17 protein-coding genes and 1 pseudogene are annotated in these 19,672 nt (G+C 65.4%); 9 read left to right on the top strand and 9 right to left on the bottom strand.

Annotation, left to right across the window (positions count from 1 at the left end):
• Positions 1–4 precede the first annotated feature (4 nt).
• Positions 5–2,572: a nitrite reductase large subunit NirB gene (nirB, locus tag OK015_RS04175; protein WP_268129471.1), complete on the bottom strand. Its 2,568-nt coding sequence runs from the start codon at positions 2,570–2,572 to the stop codon at positions 5–7.
• Between the two features lie 225 nt (positions 2,573–2,797).
• On the opposite strand from nirB, the gene OK015_RS04170 reads away from it, so the two are divergent.
• Positions 2,798–3,247 (top strand): Hsp20/alpha crystallin family protein, encoded by a 450-nt coding sequence (locus tag OK015_RS04170; RefSeq protein WP_268129470.1) that lies wholly within the window; start codon positions 2,798–2,800, stop codon positions 3,245–3,247.
• 78 nt (positions 3,248–3,325) lie between these two features.
• Here the strand turns inward: OK015_RS04170 and OK015_RS04165 are convergent, their stop codons facing one another.
• Both OK015_RS04165 and OK015_RS04160 read right to left on the bottom strand, forming a co-directional pair.
• The gene (locus OK015_RS04165; RefSeq protein WP_268129469.1) at positions 3,326–3,862 is read right to left on the bottom strand and encodes a DUF302 domain-containing protein; all 537 of its coding nucleotides are present in this window, start codon (positions 3,860–3,862) and stop codon (positions 3,326–3,328) included.
• 8 nt (positions 3,863–3,870) lie between these two features.
• A complete protein-coding gene (locus OK015_RS04160) occupies positions 3,871–4,881 on the bottom strand; it encodes a quinone oxidoreductase family protein (protein ID WP_268129468.1) in 1,011 nt (336 codons plus the stop codon).
• Between the two features lie 89 nt (positions 4,882–4,970).
• Here OK015_RS04160 and OK015_RS04155 point away from each other — a divergent pair, with 89 nt between their 5' ends.
• Positions 4,971–5,468, top strand: coding sequence for a winged helix-turn-helix transcriptional regulator (locus OK015_RS04155; protein ID WP_268129467.1), 498 nt, complete (start codon positions 4,971–4,973; stop codon positions 5,466–5,468).
• Positions 5,469–5,481: 13 nt separating this feature from the next.
• Here the strand turns inward: OK015_RS04155 and OK015_RS04150 are convergent.
• A pseudogene (locus OK015_RS04150) lies at positions 5,482–6,004 on the bottom strand (isocitrate lyase/phosphoenolpyruvate mutase family protein).
• A 113-nt stretch (positions 6,005–6,117) separates the two neighbouring features.
• Here OK015_RS04150 and OK015_RS04145 point away from each other — a divergent pair.
• From OK015_RS04145 to OK015_RS04130, 4 genes are all read left to right on the top strand, one after another.
• Complete coding sequence (locus tag OK015_RS04145) at positions 6,118–6,414, top strand: hypothetical protein (RefSeq protein ID WP_268129466.1); 297 nt, start codon at positions 6,118–6,120, stop codon at positions 6,412–6,414.
• Between the two features lie 78 nt (positions 6,415–6,492).
• Complete coding sequence (locus tag OK015_RS04140; RefSeq protein WP_268129465.1) at positions 6,493–7,320, top strand: hypothetical protein; 828 nt, start codon at positions 6,493–6,495, stop codon at positions 7,318–7,320.
• A 40-nt stretch (positions 7,321–7,360) separates the two neighbouring features.
• Positions 7,361–9,280, top strand: coding sequence for a fumarate reductase/succinate dehydrogenase flavoprotein subunit (locus OK015_RS04135; RefSeq protein ID WP_268129463.1), 1,920 nt, complete (start codon positions 7,361–7,363; stop codon positions 9,278–9,280).
• Positions 9,280–10,026: a succinate dehydrogenase/fumarate reductase iron-sulfur subunit gene (locus OK015_RS04130; RefSeq protein WP_268129461.1), complete on the top strand. Its 747-nt coding sequence runs from the start codon at positions 9,280–9,282 to the stop codon at positions 10,024–10,026. The genes OK015_RS04135 and OK015_RS04130 overlap by 1 nt, the downstream gene beginning before the upstream one ends.
• A 70-nt stretch (positions 10,027–10,096) precedes the next feature.
• Here OK015_RS04130 and OK015_RS04125 read toward each other — a convergent pair whose 3' ends face one another.
• Positions 10,097–10,585: a flavin reductase family protein gene (locus tag OK015_RS04125; RefSeq protein ID WP_268129459.1), complete on the bottom strand. Its 489-nt coding sequence runs from the start codon at positions 10,583–10,585 to the stop codon at positions 10,097–10,099.
• Positions 10,582–11,640 (bottom strand): isopenicillin N synthase family dioxygenase, encoded by a 1,059-nt coding sequence (locus OK015_RS04120; protein WP_268132431.1) that lies wholly within the window; start codon positions 11,638–11,640, stop codon positions 10,582–10,584. The genes OK015_RS04125 and OK015_RS04120 overlap by 4 nt, the downstream gene beginning before the upstream one ends.
• Before the next feature lie 211 nt (positions 11,641–11,851).
• On the opposite strand from OK015_RS04120, the gene OK015_RS04115 reads away from it, so the two are divergent.
• On the top strand, positions 11,852–13,687 hold the full coding sequence (locus OK015_RS04115) for an acyl-CoA dehydrogenase (protein ID WP_268129457.1): 1,836 nt from the start codon (positions 11,852–11,854) through the stop codon (positions 13,685–13,687).
• Positions 13,688–13,994: 307 nt separating this feature from the next.
• Here OK015_RS04115 and OK015_RS04110 read toward each other — a convergent pair whose 3' ends face one another.
• On the bottom strand, positions 13,995–15,347 hold the full coding sequence (locus tag OK015_RS04110) for an acetyl-CoA C-acetyltransferase (RefSeq protein ID WP_268129456.1): 1,353 nt from the start codon (positions 15,345–15,347) through the stop codon (positions 13,995–13,997).
• A 123-nt stretch (positions 15,348–15,470) separates the two neighbouring features.
• Here OK015_RS04110 and OK015_RS04105 point away from each other — a divergent pair, with 123 nt between their 5' ends.
• Together OK015_RS04105 and OK015_RS04100 are read left to right on the top strand one after the other, a co-directional pair.
• Positions 15,471–16,835: a 3-oxoacyl-ACP reductase gene (locus OK015_RS04105; RefSeq protein WP_268129454.1), complete on the top strand. Its 1,365-nt coding sequence runs from the start codon at positions 15,471–15,473 to the stop codon at positions 16,833–16,835.
• Between the two features lie 26 nt (positions 16,836–16,861).
• On the top strand, positions 16,862–17,704 hold the full coding sequence (locus OK015_RS04100; RefSeq protein ID WP_268129453.1) for a MaoC/PaaZ C-terminal domain-containing protein: 843 nt from the start codon (positions 16,862–16,864) through the stop codon (positions 17,702–17,704).
• A gap of 12 nt (positions 17,705–17,716) precedes the next feature.
• On the opposite strand, the gene OK015_RS04095 is transcribed toward OK015_RS04100, so the two are convergent.
• Complete coding sequence (locus OK015_RS04095; protein WP_442791263.1) at positions 17,717–18,976, bottom strand: chloride channel protein; 1,260 nt, start codon at positions 18,974–18,976, stop codon at positions 17,717–17,719.
• Between the two features lie 18 nt (positions 18,977–18,994).
• Complete coding sequence (locus OK015_RS04090) at positions 18,995–19,624, bottom strand: TetR/AcrR family transcriptional regulator (protein WP_268129450.1); 630 nt, start codon at positions 19,622–19,624, stop codon at positions 18,995–18,997.
• Positions 19,625–19,672: the final 48 nt, after the last annotated feature.

The following is a 19,672-nucleotide window of genomic DNA, read 5'->3' as shown; positions in this document are numbered from 1 at the left end:
GAACTCATGAACGGACCCGTGGCATCCCAATGGACACAGGGATTTTGCGCCCGGCATGCTCGGTGAATGTGACGGTCGAATCGATTTCGTCCGGTGCATTGACGAAGGAGACAAACCGCGACAGCTTGTCCGGATCTTCGAGCACGCCCTTCCACTCGCACTGGTAGTTCTGCACGTGCCGCTCCATCGCGGCCTCGAATTCGGCGGCCAGGCCCAGGGAGTCGTCGCACACGACCTCGCGCACGTGATCGAGACCGCCGTCCAGGGATTCGACCCACGGCGCGGTGCGCTGCAGCCGGTCGGCGGTACGGATGTAGTACATCAGGAACCGGTCGACGTAGCGGACCAGCGTCTCGGTGTCGAGGTCGCTGGCCAGCAGCTGCGCATGCTTGGGAGTCATGCCGCCGTTGCCGCCGACGTAGAGGTTCCAGCCCTTCTCGGTGGCGATGACGCCCACGTCCTTACCGCGCGCCTCGGCGCATTCCCGCGCGCAGCCCGAGACCCCCATCTTGATCTTGTGTGGCGCCCGCAGGCCGCGATAACGCAACTCCAAGTCGATGGCCAGCTGCACCGAATCCTGCTGGCCGTAGCGGCACCAATCGGTGCCCACGCAGCTCTTCACCGTACGCAACGCCTTGCCGTAGGCGTGGCCGGATTCCATACCGCCGTCCACCAGCCGCTGCCAGATCTTCGGCAACTGATCCACCCGCGCGCCGAACAGGTCGATCCGCTGACCGCCGGTGATCTTTGTGTAAAGCCCGAAGTCCTGGGCGATCTGGCCGATCAGGATCAGGTGTTCGGGCTTGATGTCTCCGCCGGGAACCCGCGGTACCACCGAGTAGCTCCCGTTCTTCTGAATGTTGGCCAGGAAGTGGTCGTTGGAATCTTGCAGTGAGGCCTGCTCGCCCTCGAGAATGTGGTCGGAGCCGGTCGAGGCCAGGATGGACGCGACCACGGGTTTGCAGATGTCGCAACCCCTTCCGCGACCGAAGCGCTCCAGCAGACCCGAGAAGGTCCGGATCTCGGTGGCGGAGATGATCTCGAAGAGCTCGGCGCGCGATTGGCTGAAGTGCTCGCACAACGCCTTGGACTGTGCGACGCCCTCGGCTTCCAGCAGCTGCTTGAGCAGCGGCACGCACGAACCACACGACGTGCCGGCCGCGGTGCACGACTTCAGCGATCCGACGTCGCTGCAACCGTCGGCGATCGCGCACTTCAGATCGGCCTTGCTGACGTTGTTGCAGGAGCAGATCTGCGCCGAATCCGGGAGTGCGCCGACTCCCAAAGCCGAAGCGCCGCCGCCGGACCCCTGCGGTGCGATCAGGGCGAGCGGGTCGCCCGGCAGCTCGCTGCCGACCATGGGCCGCAGCACCCCATAGCTGGAAGCGTCGCCCACCAGCACCCCGCCGAGCAGGGTCTTGGCGTCGTCGGAGAGCACCAGTTTGGCGTAGGTACGGTTCACCGCATCGTTGATGGCGACCTCGAGGCAGTTCTCGGTCGCACCCATCGCGTCGCCGAAGCTGGCGACGTCAACCCCCAGCAGTTTGAGCTTGGTGGACAAGTCCGCTTCGGGAAACTCCGCGGCGCCACCCAGCAACTGGTCCACCACGACCTCCGCGGAGGTGTAGCCCGGTCCGACCAGGCCATAGCACCGCCCCTCGATCGCGGCAACCTCGCCGATGGCGTAGATGTTGGGATCGCTTGTGCGGCAGGTTAAGTCGGTGAGCACGCCGCCGCGCTCAGCCAGCGTCAAGCCCGCAGCCGCAGCCAGCTCATCGCGTGGCCGAACGCCGGCCGCGAAGATCACCGGACCAGCGTCGATCACCACGCCGTCGGTCAGCCGTACCCGCGTCGATGCCGAACCGTCCGCGCGCGGGGCGGTTTCGATCGACTCGGTGCCAGTGCCGACGTGCACCGAAATCCCTAGCTCGGTGACCATTCTGGCCAGCAGCGCACCGCCGGCCTCGTCGATCTGCTGGGCCATCAGTCGCGGCATCATCTCAATGACGTGCGTCTCTAACCCGAACTGCCGCAGGGCATTGGCGGCTTCCAGCCCGAGCAAGCCGCCGCCGATCACCACACCGGCTGCGTTGTGACCGTCATCGCGGGCACGCTCGGCCGCGGCGCGGATGGCGTCGAGGTCATCCAGGGTGCGGTACACGTGGCACGCGGGCAGGTCATGCCCCGGCACGGGGGGAACGAACGCGTAGGAACCGGTGGCCAGCACCAGGGCGTCGTAGTCGTACCGTTCGCCGTCCGATGTCACCACCGACTGTGTCGCACGGTCGATTTCGGCGACCCGCGCGTTCAGGCGCAGCCGTACCCGCTCGTCGCCGGCGTAGTCGTTGCCGGGCAGTGCCAGCAGGGCGCGGTCCCAGCCTTCGGTGTACGAGGTCAGTCCCACGCGGTCATAGGCGGCGTCGGCCTCTTCGGCCAAAACGGTGATCTGCCAAGACCCGTCGGTATCACGAGCGCGCAGCGCCTCGACCAGACGGTGGCCCACCATGCCATGCCCGACCACAACCAAGTGACGGGCAGCACACTGCGCGCGCGTATCGGGGGCTGGGGTCATGCCTTGAGGTTAAGCGCCCGAAATTAAGGAAAAATCGTCGAATGTATCGCTCGTATGACGTGGCTCTCACATGTCACAACCTCCGGTGTGATGTGTGTTCGCTTCGAGCGAACGTCCTGGTGGAACTTAAGCGTGGTCAACTCAAGTTTGTCCGTATAGCCGGCCGGCAAGGTGCCGGTCACAACGAACTCACAATCAAGCTCAAGGAAGCGAAGAGGAGGCGACATGAGCAATCTCGCAGTGTGGTCGCGACCGGCCTGGGACACCGACCGGTGGTTGCGCGACTTTTTCGGCCCCGCCGCGACGGCGGACTGGTACAAGCCGGCGAACAGCGGCTTCAACCCCGCGGCCGAGATCGTCAAGGACGGAGACGACGCGGTAGTGCGCCTGGAACTGCCTGGTGTTGACGTCGAGAAGGACGTCAACGTCGAGGTCGACAAGGGCCGACTGGTAATTCACGGCGAACACCGCGACGAGCACGCCGAGGAGACGGACGGCCGTACGCTACGGGAAATCCGCTATGGATCGTTCCGGCGCTCGTTCCAGCTGCCCGAGCACGTCACCGGCGAGGCCATCAAGGCTTCCTACGACGCCGGTGTGTTGACCGTGCGGGTCACCGGCGCCTGGAAAAAGCCGGGCGGCACCCAGGCGCAGCGCATCGCCATCACGAAGTAATTTCCAACCAGATGGGCCGAACGTCGAGTCGTTGGGTCGAATTTCAGAGAAATCGCCCAACGACTCGACGGTGACGCCTCAGGAGAATGCTTGGTCGGCGTCAATCCCGATAACCCGCAACAGGTTTGCCACCTTACGATCCAGACTGTGACCCACCTCGGTCACCTCGGCGATGCCGAGACTGCCGAACGCGGCGCTGGGCTGATCGATCGAGAAGATCGCATTGCCGTCGGCATCAGAGTGAATCAGAACCCGTAATGGCGCGTACAACAACGCTTTCGGGTCATGGCGAAACATCGTCTCGGCGATCACATGGTTACCGAGCAGATACTCCACCGCCTTCGTCGTGTGGCCCGCGATAGCCAAGAACGACAGTCCGTCGATCATGGCATAGACCATCAGCCCGTTGGGTGCGTTGCGCGCCGCGGCCGCGAGGACGTCGTCCCAGCTGCCGCCGCGATCGGCGATCTCCCGCACCACCGCGCGATCGACCACGGGCGCGGCTTTCTCGAAAGCCGCGATGAAATCCTCGAATTCGATACCGGTGCTGATGTCGATGCGGTTCATGGTGTGCGACACCGCAGTGAATTCGGCTGTCTTAACGGTACTTGTCATGGCATTCCTCACGATTCGATGGTCGGGTCCAGGACGATGACGCCGCGTACTTCGCGGCTCTCCAACCGCCGATGTGCCTCGGCGGCCTGGTTCAGGGGCAATACCTCGTCGACTGCCGGCGTGATCTGGCCGGCCTTGACGCCGTCGGCCAGAAAGCGCAGCGCGTTGGCGATCAGTTCGGGCCGCTCGTAGAAGACCGGAAGGTAAAAACCGATCAGGGCCTGCGATCGGGTCATCAGTCGACGCGCCGCGAACGGCTCGCCGGGGCTTCGGCTGGAACCCAGCAGCAGATACCGGCCGAAGGTGGCCAGCGCGTCGAAGTTCTGCTCGAATACCTCGCCACCGATCGACTCGATCAAGACATCAACGCCGCGGCCCGAGGTCAGCTCGCGCACCTGCTCGGTCCAACCGGGCCCGTCGTAGGAGATCGCCGCGTCGGCGCCCAGCGCCTTGACGAATTCGCGCCGCGGCGCGGTGCTGGCCGTTCCGATCACCAGCCCGGCTCCGAGCGCCTTACCGATCTGCACCGCGAGGCTGCCCACTCCGCCCGCGGCACCGTGCACCAACAGCGACTCGCCGGCTCGCAGCGTGGTCGAGGCCTGCAGGAGCAGATACGCACAAGCGGCCTGCGCGGCGAAACCGGCCAGCGGTACCGCTTGTGCCGCAAAGGCGTCGTCGTCGATGACCGCGCACAGCGCTTCGTCGGCCACTGCGAGCTGGGCGTATGCGCCTCTGGTCATCAGCGCGACCACCTTGGTGCCCACTGCCGCCGAAGCCCGCGAGCCGGCCGCGACGACGGTGCCCGCGACTGCCAGGCCCCCGACCTGCGGGAGCTGCACCCCGCCCACCCGAGTCTCGGCCCTGTTGTAGACACCCAACCGTTCGCGGATGTCGGGGAAATTGACCCCGATCGCCGCCGTTTCGACGAGCAGCTGCCGAGGGCCGGGCATTGGGTCTGGAATGTCAAGGTACTCAAGCACTTCCGGCCCACCGAAACGGTCGTAGCTGACTGCCTTCATCGCGGCCTACCCCATTGGTTCGGTGAACGAACTTACCGACTTGAACTATACGGTTCAGTGACCGAACCAGCAAGGCGTAATATCGGGGCATGGCCCTTCCTCGCGTATATCCCAGCGAAAGCTGCCCCATCGCCCGGTCTTTGGAGATCGTCGGCGAGCGCTGGACCTTGCTGATCATGCGCGACGCTTTCTACGGGGTACACCGGTTCAGCGACTTTCGCAGCCATCTCGGCATCCCGAAAGCCGTGCTGGCCGACCGGCTGGCATTCCTCGTCAAAGAGAATGTGCTGGCCAAGGCGGACGGCGAATACGAGTTGACCGCCAAGGGTCGTCAGTTGTGGCCGATGATCTGGTCGATGATCAGCTGGGGCAACGAGAATTACCTCGAAAAGGTAAGCAGGAGAACCTATTTACATGCCGAGTGCGGAGGCGCAATCGGGCAGGATCGCCGTTGCGGACGGTGTGATCAAGTCCCCGATGTCGCAGACCTGATCGCACATCCGCCGCGGCGCCCGAGTGATCCGAGTCGCGAGGATCCAGTCAGCCGGGCGCTTCGGCGGCCCCATCGGATGCTTGAGCCGATCTAGCCGATCTAGCCGATCAGCCCCAGCGGGCCAGGAGTTCGTTGGCCCGGCTCGCCAGGGCGGCTTGCAGGAACGGACCGAAACTGATCCGCGCGACGCCCAGCGGGCCGAACGACGCCGGGTCGTCCCGGTCGGGCAACGCGATCGCATTGATCGGTAACGGCAGCTCAGCAGCCAAGCGCCGCAACGTTTCCGGGTCGTGGCGGCCTACCGGATAGAGCACATCGGCGCCCGCGTCGGCCGCTTCGGCCAAGCGCGCCACCGCCCGTTCGACGCGGTCCGACTCGTCCCCATCCTGGCGCAGGAAAAGACTGGGCGACCCGGCTGACGACGTCGTCGAACGACATGCCTTCGCCGTCGGGTTTGCCAATCGAGTCGGCCAACGGATGGCTGCCCACGGTCAGGGCGACAAATCCGGCATTCGTAGCAAGACGCGCCGACCAGGCATCCCATACGGTCGGGAGCACTACCGGGTTGCCTGGCTGATGCAATTTCAGCAGCGCCTCCGCGTGCTGGGCGGCGGCGGTCCGACCTGTCATGCGTGTTTGCTCCGCAATCTCGCCTAGTCGTCTGCCCGACGTCAGTCGGGTGCGATGGATAGTATCGAAAGTCATACTGTGATTCGTGACACCCCCGGCCCTAGGAGCATCTCTTGTCCACCACGACTGAACTCGTCGAACTGCACGATCTCATCGGCGGCTTGCGGCGGTGCGTGAGCTCCTTGAAGTCGCGCTACGGCGACAGCCCGGCAATGCGTCGCATCGTGATCGACGCCGACCGGATCATGAGCGATATTGAATTACTCGACACCGATGTGTCGGAATTAGATTTGGCGCGCGCGACGGTGCAGCATTCCGGCGAGAAGATCACCATTCCCGACACCCAGTACGACACCGATTTCTGGCGCGATGTCGACGACGAGGGTGTCGGGGGTCACAATCGCTCCTGATATTCCAAGCCCCCGTTAAAACGGAGGGCTGTGTCTTGTACCCTTCGACCAACAGCCCTGTTCGAAGAGGAACACTTGATGAGCGCTCCCACGGCGAACCGTCATGCGTCCGGTGTCTTTTCACCCACACGCGCCCACATCCGGCAACGGACGCTACGCACCGACCGGTGGTGGTTGTCTCCGTTAAGAATTGACCTGGGCTTCGCCGCATTCCTTATCTACGCGACGGCGCGCGGGCTGCAGAAGGAGTATTTCTTCGTCCCGCAGTACCACTACCTGACGCCGTTCTATTCGCCGTGCATGGCCAAGGCCTGTGGTGAGGCCAGCGAATTCTGGCCGCAGATCCTGCCGGACTGGTGGTTTGTGCCGTACGCGGCATTGACGCTGCCGTTCCTGCTGCTGTTCCGGCTGACTTGCTATTACTACCGCGGCGCCTACTACCGCACGGTGTGGCAGTCGCCCACCGCCTGCGCAGTCGCGGAGCCGCGCGCTCACTACAGCGGCGAGACCAGACTCCCGCTGATCATCCAGAACACTCACCGGTATTTCTTCTACATCGCCGGCATCATCTCGGTGATCAACAGCTACGACGCGATCGTCGCGTTCCACTCCGATTCCGGCCCCGGCGGATTCGGCTTCGGCCTGGGCAACCTGATCCTGCTCGGCAACGTGATCATGCTGTGGGTCTACACGCTGTCCTGCCATTCGTGCCGGCACGTGACCGGCGGCCGGCTTAAGCACTTCTCCAAACACCCTGTGCGGTATTGGATCTGGTCCCAGATCAGCGTGCTGAACACCCGGCACAAGTTGTACGCGTGGATCACGCTGGGCACCCTGATGCTCACCGACTTCTACGTGGCACTGGTGGCCAGTGGCACCATCTCTGACCTGAGATTTGTTGGCTGAGAAGCCCTTTCACGGACACTAGAAAGTTGAGAGAGGTTCCATGACTGAGGTCGAACGGCACTCCTACGACGTCGTCGTCATCGGTGCCGGGGGCGCGGGCTTGCGCGCGGTCATCGAGGCGCGCGAGCGTGGCCTCAAGGTCGCGGTGGTGACCAAATCCCTGTTCGGCAAGGCCCACACGGTCATGGCCGAGGGCGGCTGCGCGGCCTCGATGGGCAACACCAACCCGAAGGACAACTGGAAGACCCACTTCGGCGACACGATGCGCGGTGGCAAGTTCCTGAACAACTGGCGGATGGCCGAACTGCACGCCAAGGAGGCACCCGACCGGGTCTGGGAGCTGGAGACTTACGGCGCGCTGTTCGACCGCCTCAAAGACGGCAAGATCAGCCAGCGCAACTTCGGCGGGCACACCTACCCGCGGCTGGCGCACGTCGGCGACCGCACCGGCCTGGAGCTGATCCGCACCATGCAGCAAAAGATCGTCTCACTGCAGCAAGAGGATTACGCCGAACTCGGCGACTACGAGGCCCGAATCAAGGTGTTCGCCGAGTGCGCGATCACCGAGTTGCTCAAAGACGGTGACGTGATCTCGGGAGCATTCGGCTACTGGCGCGAAAGCGGCCGATTCGTCGTCTTCGAGGCACCCGCTGTGGTGCTGGCCACCGGCGGGATCGGCAAATCGTTCAAGGTCACGTCGAACTCGTGGGAGTACACCGGCGACGGCCACGCGTTGGCACTGCGGGCGGGCGCGACGCTGATCAACATGGAGTTCATCCAGTTCCATCCGACGGGCATGGTGTGGCCGCCGAGTGTGAAAGGGATCCTGGTCACCGAGGGTGTGCGCGGCGACGGCGGGGTGCTGAAGAACTCGGACAGCAAGCGCTTCATGTTCGACTACATCCCCCCGGTCTTCAAGGGTCAGTACGCCGAATCCGAGCAAGAGGCCGACCAGTGGCTCAAGGACAACGACTCGGCCCGCCGCACCCCGGACCTGTTGCCCCGCGATGAGGTCGCCCGGGCGATCAACTCCGAGGTGAAGTCGGGTCGCGGCACCCCGCACGGCGGGGTCTACCTGGACATCGCGTCCCGGTTGACACCCGATGAGATCAAACGGCGGCTGCCGTCGATGTACCACCAGTTCATGGAGCTGGCGGGAGTCGACATCACCAAAGAGCCGATGGAAGTCGGACCCACCTGCCACTACGTGATGGGCGGTGTCGAGGTGGACCCCGACACCGGAGCGGCGAAGGTCGCCGGCCTGTTCGCCGCGGGCGAGTGCTCCGGCGGCATGCACGGCTCCAACCGGCTGGGCGGTAACTCGCTGTCGGACCTGCTGGTCTTCGGCCGGCGCGCCGGACTGGGTGCGGCCGACTACGCGCGGGCGCTGTCCAGCCGCCCGACCGTGAGCGAGGCCACCGTGGAAGCGGCGGCAAAGCGGGCGCTGGCCCCCTTCGAGGGACCGACGAACGGGACCGCCGCCGAGAACCCGTACACGCTGCAACTGGAACTACAGCAGTCGATGAACGACCTGGTGGGCATCATCCGCAAGGAAGGCGAGATCGCCGAGGCCCTGGAACGGCTCAACGGATTCCGGGAGCGGTTCAAGCACATCCGCGTCGAGGGACACCGCCAGTACAACCCCGGCTGGAACCTGGCGATCGACCTGCGCAACATGCTGCTGGTCAGCGAATGCGTCGCCAAGGCCGCGCTGATGCGCACCGAAAGCCGCGGTGGACACACTCGCGACGATCATCCGGGAATGGACTCGTCGTGGCGCAAGGTGCTGCTGGTGTGCCGCGCAACCGGCGGCGACGATGACGTGATTCCCGACATCTCCGTCACCCGCGAAGACCAGGTGCCGATGCGGGAAGATTTGCTAGAGCTCTTCGAGATCTCCGAGCTGGAGAAGTACTTCACCACCGACGAACTGGCCGAACACCCAGGACGGAGAGACTAATGGGCTACAACGCGACGATGCGGGTCTGGCGCGGCGACGACTCCGGCGGCGACCTGGAGAACTTCACCGTCGAGGTCAACGAGGGCGAGGTGGTGCTCGACATCATCCATCGCCTGCAGCAGACCCAGACGCCCGACCTCGCGGTGCGGTGGAACTGCAAGGCAGGTAAGTGCGGATCCTGCTCGGCCGAAATCAACGGCAAGCCGAAGTTGATGTGCATGACCCGGATGTCCACGTTCGCCGAGGACGAGGTGGTGACGGTGACACCGCTACGGACCTTCCCGGTGATTCGCGATCTGGTCACCGACGTTTCGTTCAACTACGAAAAGGCCCGTGAAATACCGTCTTTCGCGCCGCCGAAGGAACTGCAGCCCGGGGAGTACCGGATGGCGCAGGTCGACGTTCAGCGCTCGCAGGAGTTCCGCAAGTGCATCGAGTGCTTCCTGTGCCAGAACGTCTGCCACGTGGTCCGCGACCACGAGGAAAACAAGGAGGCGTTCGCCGGGCCGCGCTTCCTGATGCGCATCGCCGAACTCGAAATGCATCCCCTGGACACCCTCGACCGGCGCAACCAGGCGCAGGAAGAGCACGGCCTGGGCTACTGCAACATCACCAAGTGCTGCACCGAGGTCTGCCCGGAACACATCAAGATCACCGACAACGCGCTGATCCCGATGAAAGAGCGGGTCGCCGACCGCAAATACGACCCGATCGTCTGGCTGGGCAACAAGCTGTTCCGCCGTTAGTTTCCCGCCAGGCTGTAACTACCTACGCCGTGTCTCGAATGCGTCGGTCGTTACAGTCTCGCGTCGAGATTTAGACGCCGAGGCGGCGAAATGCGCTGCGGTGGAAGACAATCGGTGCTACCTCGGGATTCACCGTCACCTCGTTGACCCGCAGGACAACGATGACGTGGTCCCCCGCCGGGATCAGTTGCTCGATCGCGCTCTCCAGCCACAGGCCGGTGCCCTTGATGAAGACCGCGCCCGACTCGTAGGACACCGTCTCCATACCGGCGAACCTGTCGCCGGTCTTGGCGGCCAGGGTGCGCGCGGCCTCGTCGTGCGCCTCACCGAGCACGCTGATGCCCAGCATCGGCAGGTCCTTGAGCTTGGGCCAGGTGGTCGAGGTGTTCTGCACGCAGAATGACACCAGGGGCGGGTCCAGCGAGACGGGGACAAAGGTACTGGCAGCCAGTCCCACCCGGGTCCCGGAAACCTCCGCGGCGATCGCCACCACGCCGGACGGGAAGTGACCGAAAGCATCACGAAGTGTGGACGGTGTCAGCTTGTTCGATGCATTCACTGGACTTCATTCGCCCCTTGACCCGACGACGGATTCGCCGGTCCAACATTACCGGTCGAATATCCGTGCGCGGCGGCCACATCCGGGTGCGCCCGCACCCGGCTTTTCCAGGCGTTACGCCCGTAGACCGAGAAGATCGGGTCGGACGGGTTCTTGGTCGGCGTCCAGGTCCGATCGGTGCGCGCCGCGAGTTCGCCCGGTAGCGAGAGCACCGGTAGCTGCGCGTCCAGCCGGGGATTGAAGAAGAACGGCACCGAAATGCGCTCCGAGGCCGCCTCGCGCAGATTCACCCGGTGCTCGGTGGCACGCAGGTAGCCGCCGGTCGCAACCTCGAGCAGCTCGCCAATGTTGACGATGAACGCCCCCTCCAGCGGCGCCACGTCTACCCAGCCCTCGCCGGGGTCGCCGCCGCGGTCTCGCCGCACCTGCAGGCCCCGACTGCCCGGTTCGGCGAGCAGTAACGTGAGCACCCCGGAGTCCCGGTGCGCCCCGACGCCCTGCGGGCTGGCCGCCCGGGCCGGATAGCGGATGACCTTGATCAGGGTGGCGGGCGTCTCGGCGAAGGCGTCGTCGAACACGTCGGGCGGACTGCCCAGCGACGCGGCCCAGTGCCGCAGCAGGGTGCGGGCCACCCCGGACAGCGCCGCGTCCCACTCGGCGATGACCGCCGGCAGCTCGGGCAGCGCCGCCGGCCACTGGTTGGGGCCCTGCAGCCAGAGGTAGTCGGGCCGGCCCGGCCCACCCACCGGTGGTCGCTCGGGTCCGATATCAATCTGCTCGCGCCAATCCACCTCGCCCAGGGTCAACTCGCCACCCAGCCGGGTGTAACCGCGGAAATGCGGGCTGCGCACCATCGCCACCGCGTCCTTGTCGGCCTGCGGCAGCGCGAACAACGCGCGGGCCGCCTCGAGCACCCGGTCGACGAGTGCCTGCGGCACGCCGTGGCCGGTCAGGTAAAAGAAACCCACCTGATGGGCGGCCTCGCGCAGGACGTCGCGCAACACGTCGGTACCCGCCGCCAGATCCACCACGGGCAAGGCGGTGACGCTCTTCACACCTGTCACGCTTCCATTATCGCCGCAGGTAGAGCGCCTGTCGAAGGCGCGGACTCGCCCTTCCCAACCGGTTGGTTAATTAGGCAGTGAAATCTAGCTCACATTCACTTGCGCCGGTTACCGAACGGTTATATTTTAAAGCGTGTTACTGGTGGGTAACTTAGCCCAAGTACCCAACCACAGCGTGGCGTTCTCAACGAGGAGGAACTCAGTGAGCCACTACAAGAGCAACGTTCGTGACCAGGTATTCAACTTGTTTGAGGTGCTGGGCGTCGACAAGGCGCTAGGCCAAGGCGAGTACGCCGACCTGGACGCCGACACGGCCCGGGAAATGTTGAACGAGATGAGCCGACTGGCCGAGGGGCCGGTCGCGGAGTCGTTCGTCGAAGGTGACCGCAACCCGCCGGTGTTCGACCCCGAGACGCACTCGGTGACCCTGCCGGAAGCGTTCAAGAAGTCGATTCGTGCGGTCCAGGAGGGCGGCTGGGACAAGGTAGGCCTCGACGAGGCCCTCGGCGGCGTGCCCGCACCCAAGTCTCTGCTGTGGGCGCTGCACGAGCACATCCTTGGCGCCAACCCGGCGGTCTGGATGTACGCCGGCGGCGCCGGCTTCGCCAACATCCTGTACCACCTCGGCACCGAGGAGCAGAAGAAGTGGGCCGTGCTGTGCGCTGAGCGCGGTTGGGGTTCCACCATGGTGCTCACCGAGCCGGACGCCGGCTCGGACGTCGGCGCCGGCCGCACCAAAGCGGTGCAACAAGAAGACGGTTCCTGGCACATCGACGGGGTCAAGAGGTTCATTACCTCGGCCGACTCCGGCGACTTGTTCGAGAACATCTTCCACCTGGTGCTGGCCCGCCCGGAGGGCGCCGGTCCCGGCACCAAGGGGTTGTCGCTGTTCTTCGTGCCCAAGTTCCTGTTCGACTTCGAGACCGGTGAACTGGGCGAGCGCAACGGCGCCTTCGTCACCAACGTCGAGCACAAGATGGGCCTCAAGGTCTCCGCGACCTGTGAGCTGTCGTTCGGTCAGCACGGCGTGCCCGCTAAGGGCTGGCTGGTCGGCGAGGTGCACAACGGCATCGCGCAGATGTTCGAGGTCATCGAACAAGCCCGCATGATGGTAGGTACCAAGGCGATCGCCACCCTGTCGACCGGCTACCTGAACGCACTGGCCTACGCCAAGGAGCGGGTGCAGGGCGCCGACATGACCCAGATGACCGACAAGTCCGCGCCGCGGGTGACCATCACACACCACCCGGACGTACGCCGGTCGCTGATGACCCAGAAGTCGTATGCCGAGGGTCTGCGTGCGCTATACCTGTTCACCGCGACCTACCAGGACTCGGCGGTTGCCGAGGCGCTGCACGGTGTGGATGCCAACCTGGCGGTCAAGGTCAACGACCTGATGCTGCCGGTGGTCAAGGGAGTGGGCTCCGAACAGGCCTACGCGAAGCTGACCGAGAGCCTGCAGACGTTCGGTGGGTCCGGCTTCCTGCAGGACTACCCGATCGAGCAGTACATCCGCGATGCCAAGATCGATTCGCTCTACGAAGGCACCACGGCCATCCAGGCGCAGGACTTCTTCTTCCGCAAGATCGTGCGCGACAAGGGTCAGGCCCTGGCGCACGTGTCGGAGCAGATTCAGAAGTTCGTCGACAGCGAGACCGGCAACGGCCGCTTGAAGAGCGAGCGCGAGCTGCTGGCCAAGGCCCTGGCTGACGTCCAGTCCATGGCGGCCACGCTGACCGGCTACCTGATGGAGGCACAGCAGGACGTCACCAGCCTGTACAAGGTGGGCCTGGGTTCGGTGCGTTTCCTGATGAGCGTCGGCGATTTGGTCATCGGCTGGTTGCTGCAGCGTCAGGCCGCCGTGGCCGTGGCCGCGCTGGATGCCGGTGCCAGCGGCTCCGAGCGGTCGTTCTACGAGGGCAAGATCGCGGTGGCGTCGTTCTTCGCGAAGAACTTCCTGCCGCTGTTGGCCAGCACCCGCGAGGTGATCGAGACGCTGGACAACGACATCATGGAGCTGGACGAGGCCGCCTTCTAAGCGGCTCAACGAGCACAACAAAATCCCCCGCTTCCACGCTGAAGCGGGGGATTTTGTGTCTCGGAAGCGACGCGAAAAAGACCGCCGCTGGATCCCCTCAAACCAGCGGCGGCCCTTTTCGCACGCCCGTTTTTTCATCCCGGCGTTTGATTCAGGGATGCCCCGTGTTGCCGTCGGGGTCGGGGGGTCAGACCACAGCACGGGGCTATCCGGACATCGGTTACCCATAGCCTGGTTGTGCTAATCAGCTGTGAGCTACTTCATGCGTCACCGCGGGTTAATGGGCCGGCTGCGGTCTGCGCGCAGGTCACGCCTCCAAGATGGCGGCCACGCCCTGCCCGCCTGCCGCGCAGATCGAGATCAGCGCGCGCGCCGGACCCCCACCTGCGCGTTCCGCCTTCTTCTCGGCAAGCTGTTTGGCGGCCTGGGCGAGAATCCGTCCGCCGGTGGCCGCGAACGGGTGACCAGCGGCTAACGACGAACCGTTGACGTTGAGTTTGGACCGATCAATCGGCCCGAGGGCGGCGTCGAGCCCCAACCGCTCCTTGCAGTACTCCTCGGACTCCCACGCCTGCAGATGTGCCAGCACCACCGAGGCAAAAGCTTCGTGGATTTCGTAGAAGTCGAAATCCTGCAGGCTCAGCCCATTGCGAGCCAGCAGCCGGGGGACCGCATAGGTGGGCGCCATCAGCAACCCGTCGCGTCCGTTGACGTAGTCGACCGCGGCCGTCTCCGCGTCCACTAGGAAGGCCAATGCGGGCAACGAATGGTCGGCCGCCCACTCCTCGGTGGCCAGCAGGGCAACGGACGCACCGTCGGTCAACGGTGTCGAATTGCCCGCCGTCATCGTCGCGTCGCCGGCCTTCACGCCGAAAACCGGGCGCAGCGTGGCGAGCTTTTCCGCACTGGAGTTGGCCCGCAGATTGTCGTCGCGGTACAGCCCCAGGAATGGGGTGACGAGGTCGTCAAAGAAGCCTCGGTCGTAGGCCGCGGCCATGTTGTGGTGGCTGGCGACGGCCAATTCGTCCTGGTCTACCCGCTTGATCCCCATTTGCTTGGCGGTGATCGCGGCATGCTCCCCCATCGACAGCCCGGTGCGCGGCTCGCTGTTCGCCGGGATCTCGACACCCAGGGTGGCGGGCAGTGTGCCGACCAGCTTCAGCCGTTGCAGGTTGGACTTGGACCGGCGCAACTTCAGCAGGGTGCGGCGCAGGTTGTCGCCCAGGCCGATCGGCGGATCCGAGGTGGTGTCCACTCCGCCTGCGGCGGCGACGTCGTAGCGGCCCGACGCGATGCCGTCGGCTGCGGCGATCGCCGCTTGCAGGCCCGTGCCGCAGGCCTGCTGAATGTCGAACGCCGATGTGTACGAAGATAATTCGGAGCCCAGCACGCACTCGCGCATGAGGTTGAAGTCGCGGCTGTGTTTGAGCACGGCACCGCCGACGACCACGCCAAGCCGCTGCCCGGCCAGTCCGAACCGGTCCACCAGGCCGCCCAGGGCCGCGGTGAACATGTCTTGATTGGACGCCTCGGCATAGGCGCCGTCCGAGCGTGCGAAGGGAATGCGATTGCCGCCCAGGACGGCGACGCGTCGCCGGGACTTCAAGCTCGTCTGAGCTGCCTGATTGTTTGCCTCAGAACTTGCAGGGGCCACGTTCATCTCCGGTTATCAGTTTGGGGGATTGGCCGTTGGGACCCATACTACCCACTGTTCTTACTCTGCAGTAAGTTCGTCCCCGATACGGTTGGCTTGTACGGCACTCAAGAAACGGAAGGCAGCTCAGTGGCTCCCAATCGTTCGTCCGATCTGTTCTCGCACGTTGTCAACTCCGGCCCCGGATCCTTTGTGGCAAGGCAGCTTGGTGTGCCCCAACCCGAGGAGCTGCGCCGCTACGCCCCCGGCGATGCGCCGCTGTCCGGATCCTTGCTGATCGGGGGCGACGGCCGGGTCGTCGAGCCGCTGCGGGCGGCACTGGACAACGACTACGACGTGGTCGGCAACAACCTGGGTGGTCGCTGGGCGGACCGATTCGGCGGCCTGGTGTTCGACGCCACCGGCATCACGGCGCCAAGTGGACTCAAGGCGTTACATGATTTCTTCACGCCGCTGCTGCGCAACCTGGGCCACTGCGCACGCGTCGTTGTGGTCGGCACCACACCCGACGCCGCCGCCAGCACCGACGAACGGATCGCGCAGCGCGCGCTCGAGGGCTTCACCCGTTCGCTGGGCAAGGAACTGCGCCACGGCGCGACCGCGGCGCTGGTCTACCTGTCGCCGGAGGCCAAGCCGGCCGCGACAGGCCTGGAATCGACGATGCGGTTTATCCTTTCGGCCAAATCGGCGTACGTCGACGGCCAGGTGTTCTACCTCGGGGCCGATGACTCCACCCCCCCGGCGGACTGGGACCGGCCGCTGGACGGCAAGGTGGCGATCGTCACCGGCGCCGCGCGGGGCATCGGCGCCACGATTGCCCAAGTTTTCGCCCGCGACGGCGCCCGAGTGGTCGCGATCGACGTGGAGTCCGTCGCCGAGACGCTGGCCGAGACCGCGAGTCAGGTGGGGGGCACGGCGCTGTGGCTCGACGTCACCGCCGACGACGCCGTCGACAAGATCACCGAGCACCTGCGCGACCACTACGCCGGCCACGCCGACGTGCTGGTCAACAACGCCGGCATCACCCGCGACAAGTTGCTGGCCAACATGGACGATGCCCGTTGGGATGCCGTCTTGGCCGTCAATTTGCTTGCCCCGCAACGACTTACCGAAGGGCTGATCGGAAACGGCAGCATCGGCGAAGGCGGCCGGGTGATCGGCTTGTCGTCGATGGCCGGGATCGCCGGCAACCGCGGGCAGACGAACTACGCCACCACGAAGGCCGGGATGATCGGCCTCACCCAGGCGCTGGCACCCGGGCTCCACGAGAAGGGCATCACGATCAACGCCGTGGCGCCGGGATTCATCGAAACCCAGATGACGGCGGCGATTCCGCTGGCCACCCGTGAGGTGGGCCGCCGGATGAACTCGCTACTGCAGGGCGGCCAACCGGTCGATGTCGCGGAGACCATCGCCTACTTCGCCAACCCAGCGTCAAACGCGGTGACCGGCAATGTCATTCGCGTCTGTGGCCAGGCCATGCTGGGCGCATAGGTTTCACAAGGCTCGAGGAGAACGCGATGAATCAGCCCAGCGGCCTGAGGAACATGCTGCGAGCGGCCGCCGGGGCGCTGCCCCTGGTGCCCCGGACGGACCAGCTGCCCAGCCGCACGGTGACCGTCGAGGAACTGCCGATCGACCAGACGAACGTGGCGGAGTACGCCGCGATCACCGGCCTGCGCTACGGGAACAATGTGCCGCTCACCTATCCGTTCGCGTTGACCTTTCCGGCACTGATGTCGTTGGTGACGGGTTTTGACTTCCCTTTCGCCGCTATGGGTTCGGTGCACACCGAGAACCACATCACGCAATACCGGCCCATCGCGGTCACCGACACCGTCGCGGTGTCGGTGACCGCGGAGAATCTTCGCGAGCACCGCAAGGGCCTGCTGGTCGACCTGGTGACCGACGTCAGCGTCGGCAACGAAATCGCGTGGCACCAAGTCACGACCTTCCTGCATCAGCAGCGCACCAGCTTGTCTGACGAGCCCAAATCGCCGCCGCAAAAGCAGCCCAAGCTTCCGCCGCCGCCCACGGTGCTGCGAATCACGCCCGGCCAGATCCGGCGCTACGCCGTCGTCGGTGGCGATCACAACCCGATCCACACCAACCCGATCGCCGCCAAGCTGTTCGGATTCCCGACCGTCATTGCACATGGAATGTTCAGTGCCGCAGCGGTATTGGCCAACATCGAAGCCCGGATCCCCGACGCGGCCCGGTACTCGGTACGGTTCGGAAAGCCGGTGATCCTGCCCGCGACCACGGGCCTCTACATCGACGAAGGCAACCAGGGCTGGGAGCTATCGCTGCGCAATATCGCCAAGGGCTACCCGCACCTGACCGGCAGCGTCCGGCCGCTTTAGCCGCTCCAGCTTCTAGCCGGCGCGTTCGTCGTGCTTCTGCGCGCGCACGCTCAGCAGCTTTTTCAGTCCGTGTGCGCCCGTGGCGGTCAGCAGAAAAACCAAGAACAGCCACAGTGGCGGCCGAGCGAGTTCCCAGACGAAGATCGCGGCCCAGATCGGTGAACCCTGGGTGACCGCGAGCACCCCGGCGGCGCCGGCCAGCGAGACCGCCGGCACGTGCAGGTGCGTCCCGGCAATCCAATTGATGGTCAGCACCAGCAGCGTGCCCATTGCCGCGCCGGTGGCCAGCGACGGCGTGAGCATGCCGCCCGCCCCGCCGGCGCGTAGAAACACCGCAGTCAGCAGCGGCTTCAACACCAGGATCGCGGCCGCCGCGGACAGCGTCAGCCCACTGGCCAGGCTGACGGTCAGGATGCTGCGGCCGTTGCCGGGTAATTCGGGCCACCAGTGCGAGCAGATGCCCATCACCAGGCCGGCGCCGGCCAGCGCGGGGATCAGGACCCAGCTGCGGATCTGGCGGGCGGGGCGCGCCGCCGACATCAGCCGGTTGAACGCCAACCCCACCGCGAGGGCGAATGGGGCCAAGAGCAACCCGTGCGCGGTCAGCAGGTACGTCGACTCCCCGATCGGCCACTCCAGGTTCGGTTGATCGCGGGTAATGGCCGAGCCGATAGCGACGGCCAGGCCGGAGGTGAGCAGCGCCGCGCCCAGCGCCCGCGGATGCCAGGTGTTGAGCATGATCCGCGCCGAGAACAACGCACCGGCCAGCGGCACCGCGTACACCGCGCCCAGCCCCGCCCCGGCCGCGCAGGCCAACAGGATCTCGCGGTCGCGGGTCGACAGCCGCCTGAGCCAGCCGGTAGCCAAATCGCTGAGCGCCGCGGCGAATTGGCGTGGCGCCCCTTCCCGGCCCAGGGATGCCCCCGAGCCGACCAACACCACCTGCAGCATGGCGTCGACGCTCCAGGACAGCCGCGGTATCCGGTCATGGCGGGCGATGGTTCCGGCCAGCGGCGGCACCTCGGCGTTGCGCCGCAGGATCCACCAACCCAGTGCGGCCAGCGCGGCGCCGACCATCGGCCCCACCACCCGGCGCACCGGGCTGCTACCGGTGACCCCGGCCAACAGGGTGCCGAAGCTGTAGTTGTACGTCAGGTGATCGACAATGCGCAGCACGAACGTCGTCGACAGCCCCGCGGCCCCGGCCAGCAATCCCACAATGACGACCGCACAGAAGAAGTCGACATTGCGGCCCGGGATTGGACCCGGCAAGCGGGGCACTGCACGAATCTAGCCCGCGGTGCGGGATGAAGCGCCGGCGTCCTGATCCACCGGCACGCCCCGCAGGCCGTGCCAGAACAAGTCGATCATCAGCTCGGCCGCCTCGTCGACGTCGATGTCTCCGGTGGACAGCCGGTTCGCCATCGCCTCGCCCGCGCCCACCAGCGCGACTGCCATCATCTGATGCTCGGCGTCCGTGCGCGGCGTGCGACTGTTCTCCCGCACCAGGCCGGCCACCAGCTCGATGACCTGCTCGCGTCCTTCCCGCACGGTGTGGGCGAAAGCCTGCGAGCTGATGGCCTGGGTGTACATCACGATCCAGGAGGCACGGTTGGCGTCGATGTAGCGCAGAAACGACCCGATGGTGTTCCGCAGCAAATCCCTTGGGCTTTGGGTGAAGTCGATGTCGGCGCGCACCGCGTCGATGAACCGGGTCATCTCGCGGTTCAGGCAGGCGCCGAACAAGTCCTCTTTGGAGCCGTAATACAGGTACAGCATCGGCTTGGAGATCTCGGCCGCCGCGGCGATGGTGTCCATCGAGGTCTCGTGATAGCCGTTGACCGAGAACATCTGCACGGCGGCGTCGAGCATCTGCTGTTCCCGGACGGCGCGCGGTAGCCGCTTGGTACCACCTGCCATCGCTGCGCCCTTTCAAGCCCTTCGGGCCACGTCAAATCTGACTCCAGG

The organism is Mycobacterium sp. Aquia_216, from assembly GCF_026723865.1.
Classification (GTDB): domain Bacteria; phylum Actinomycetota; class Actinomycetes; order Mycobacteriales; family Mycobacteriaceae; genus Mycobacterium.
The sequence above is the reverse complement of the archived record's forward strand: the minus strand, read 5'-3'. Positions and strand labels throughout refer to the sequence as shown.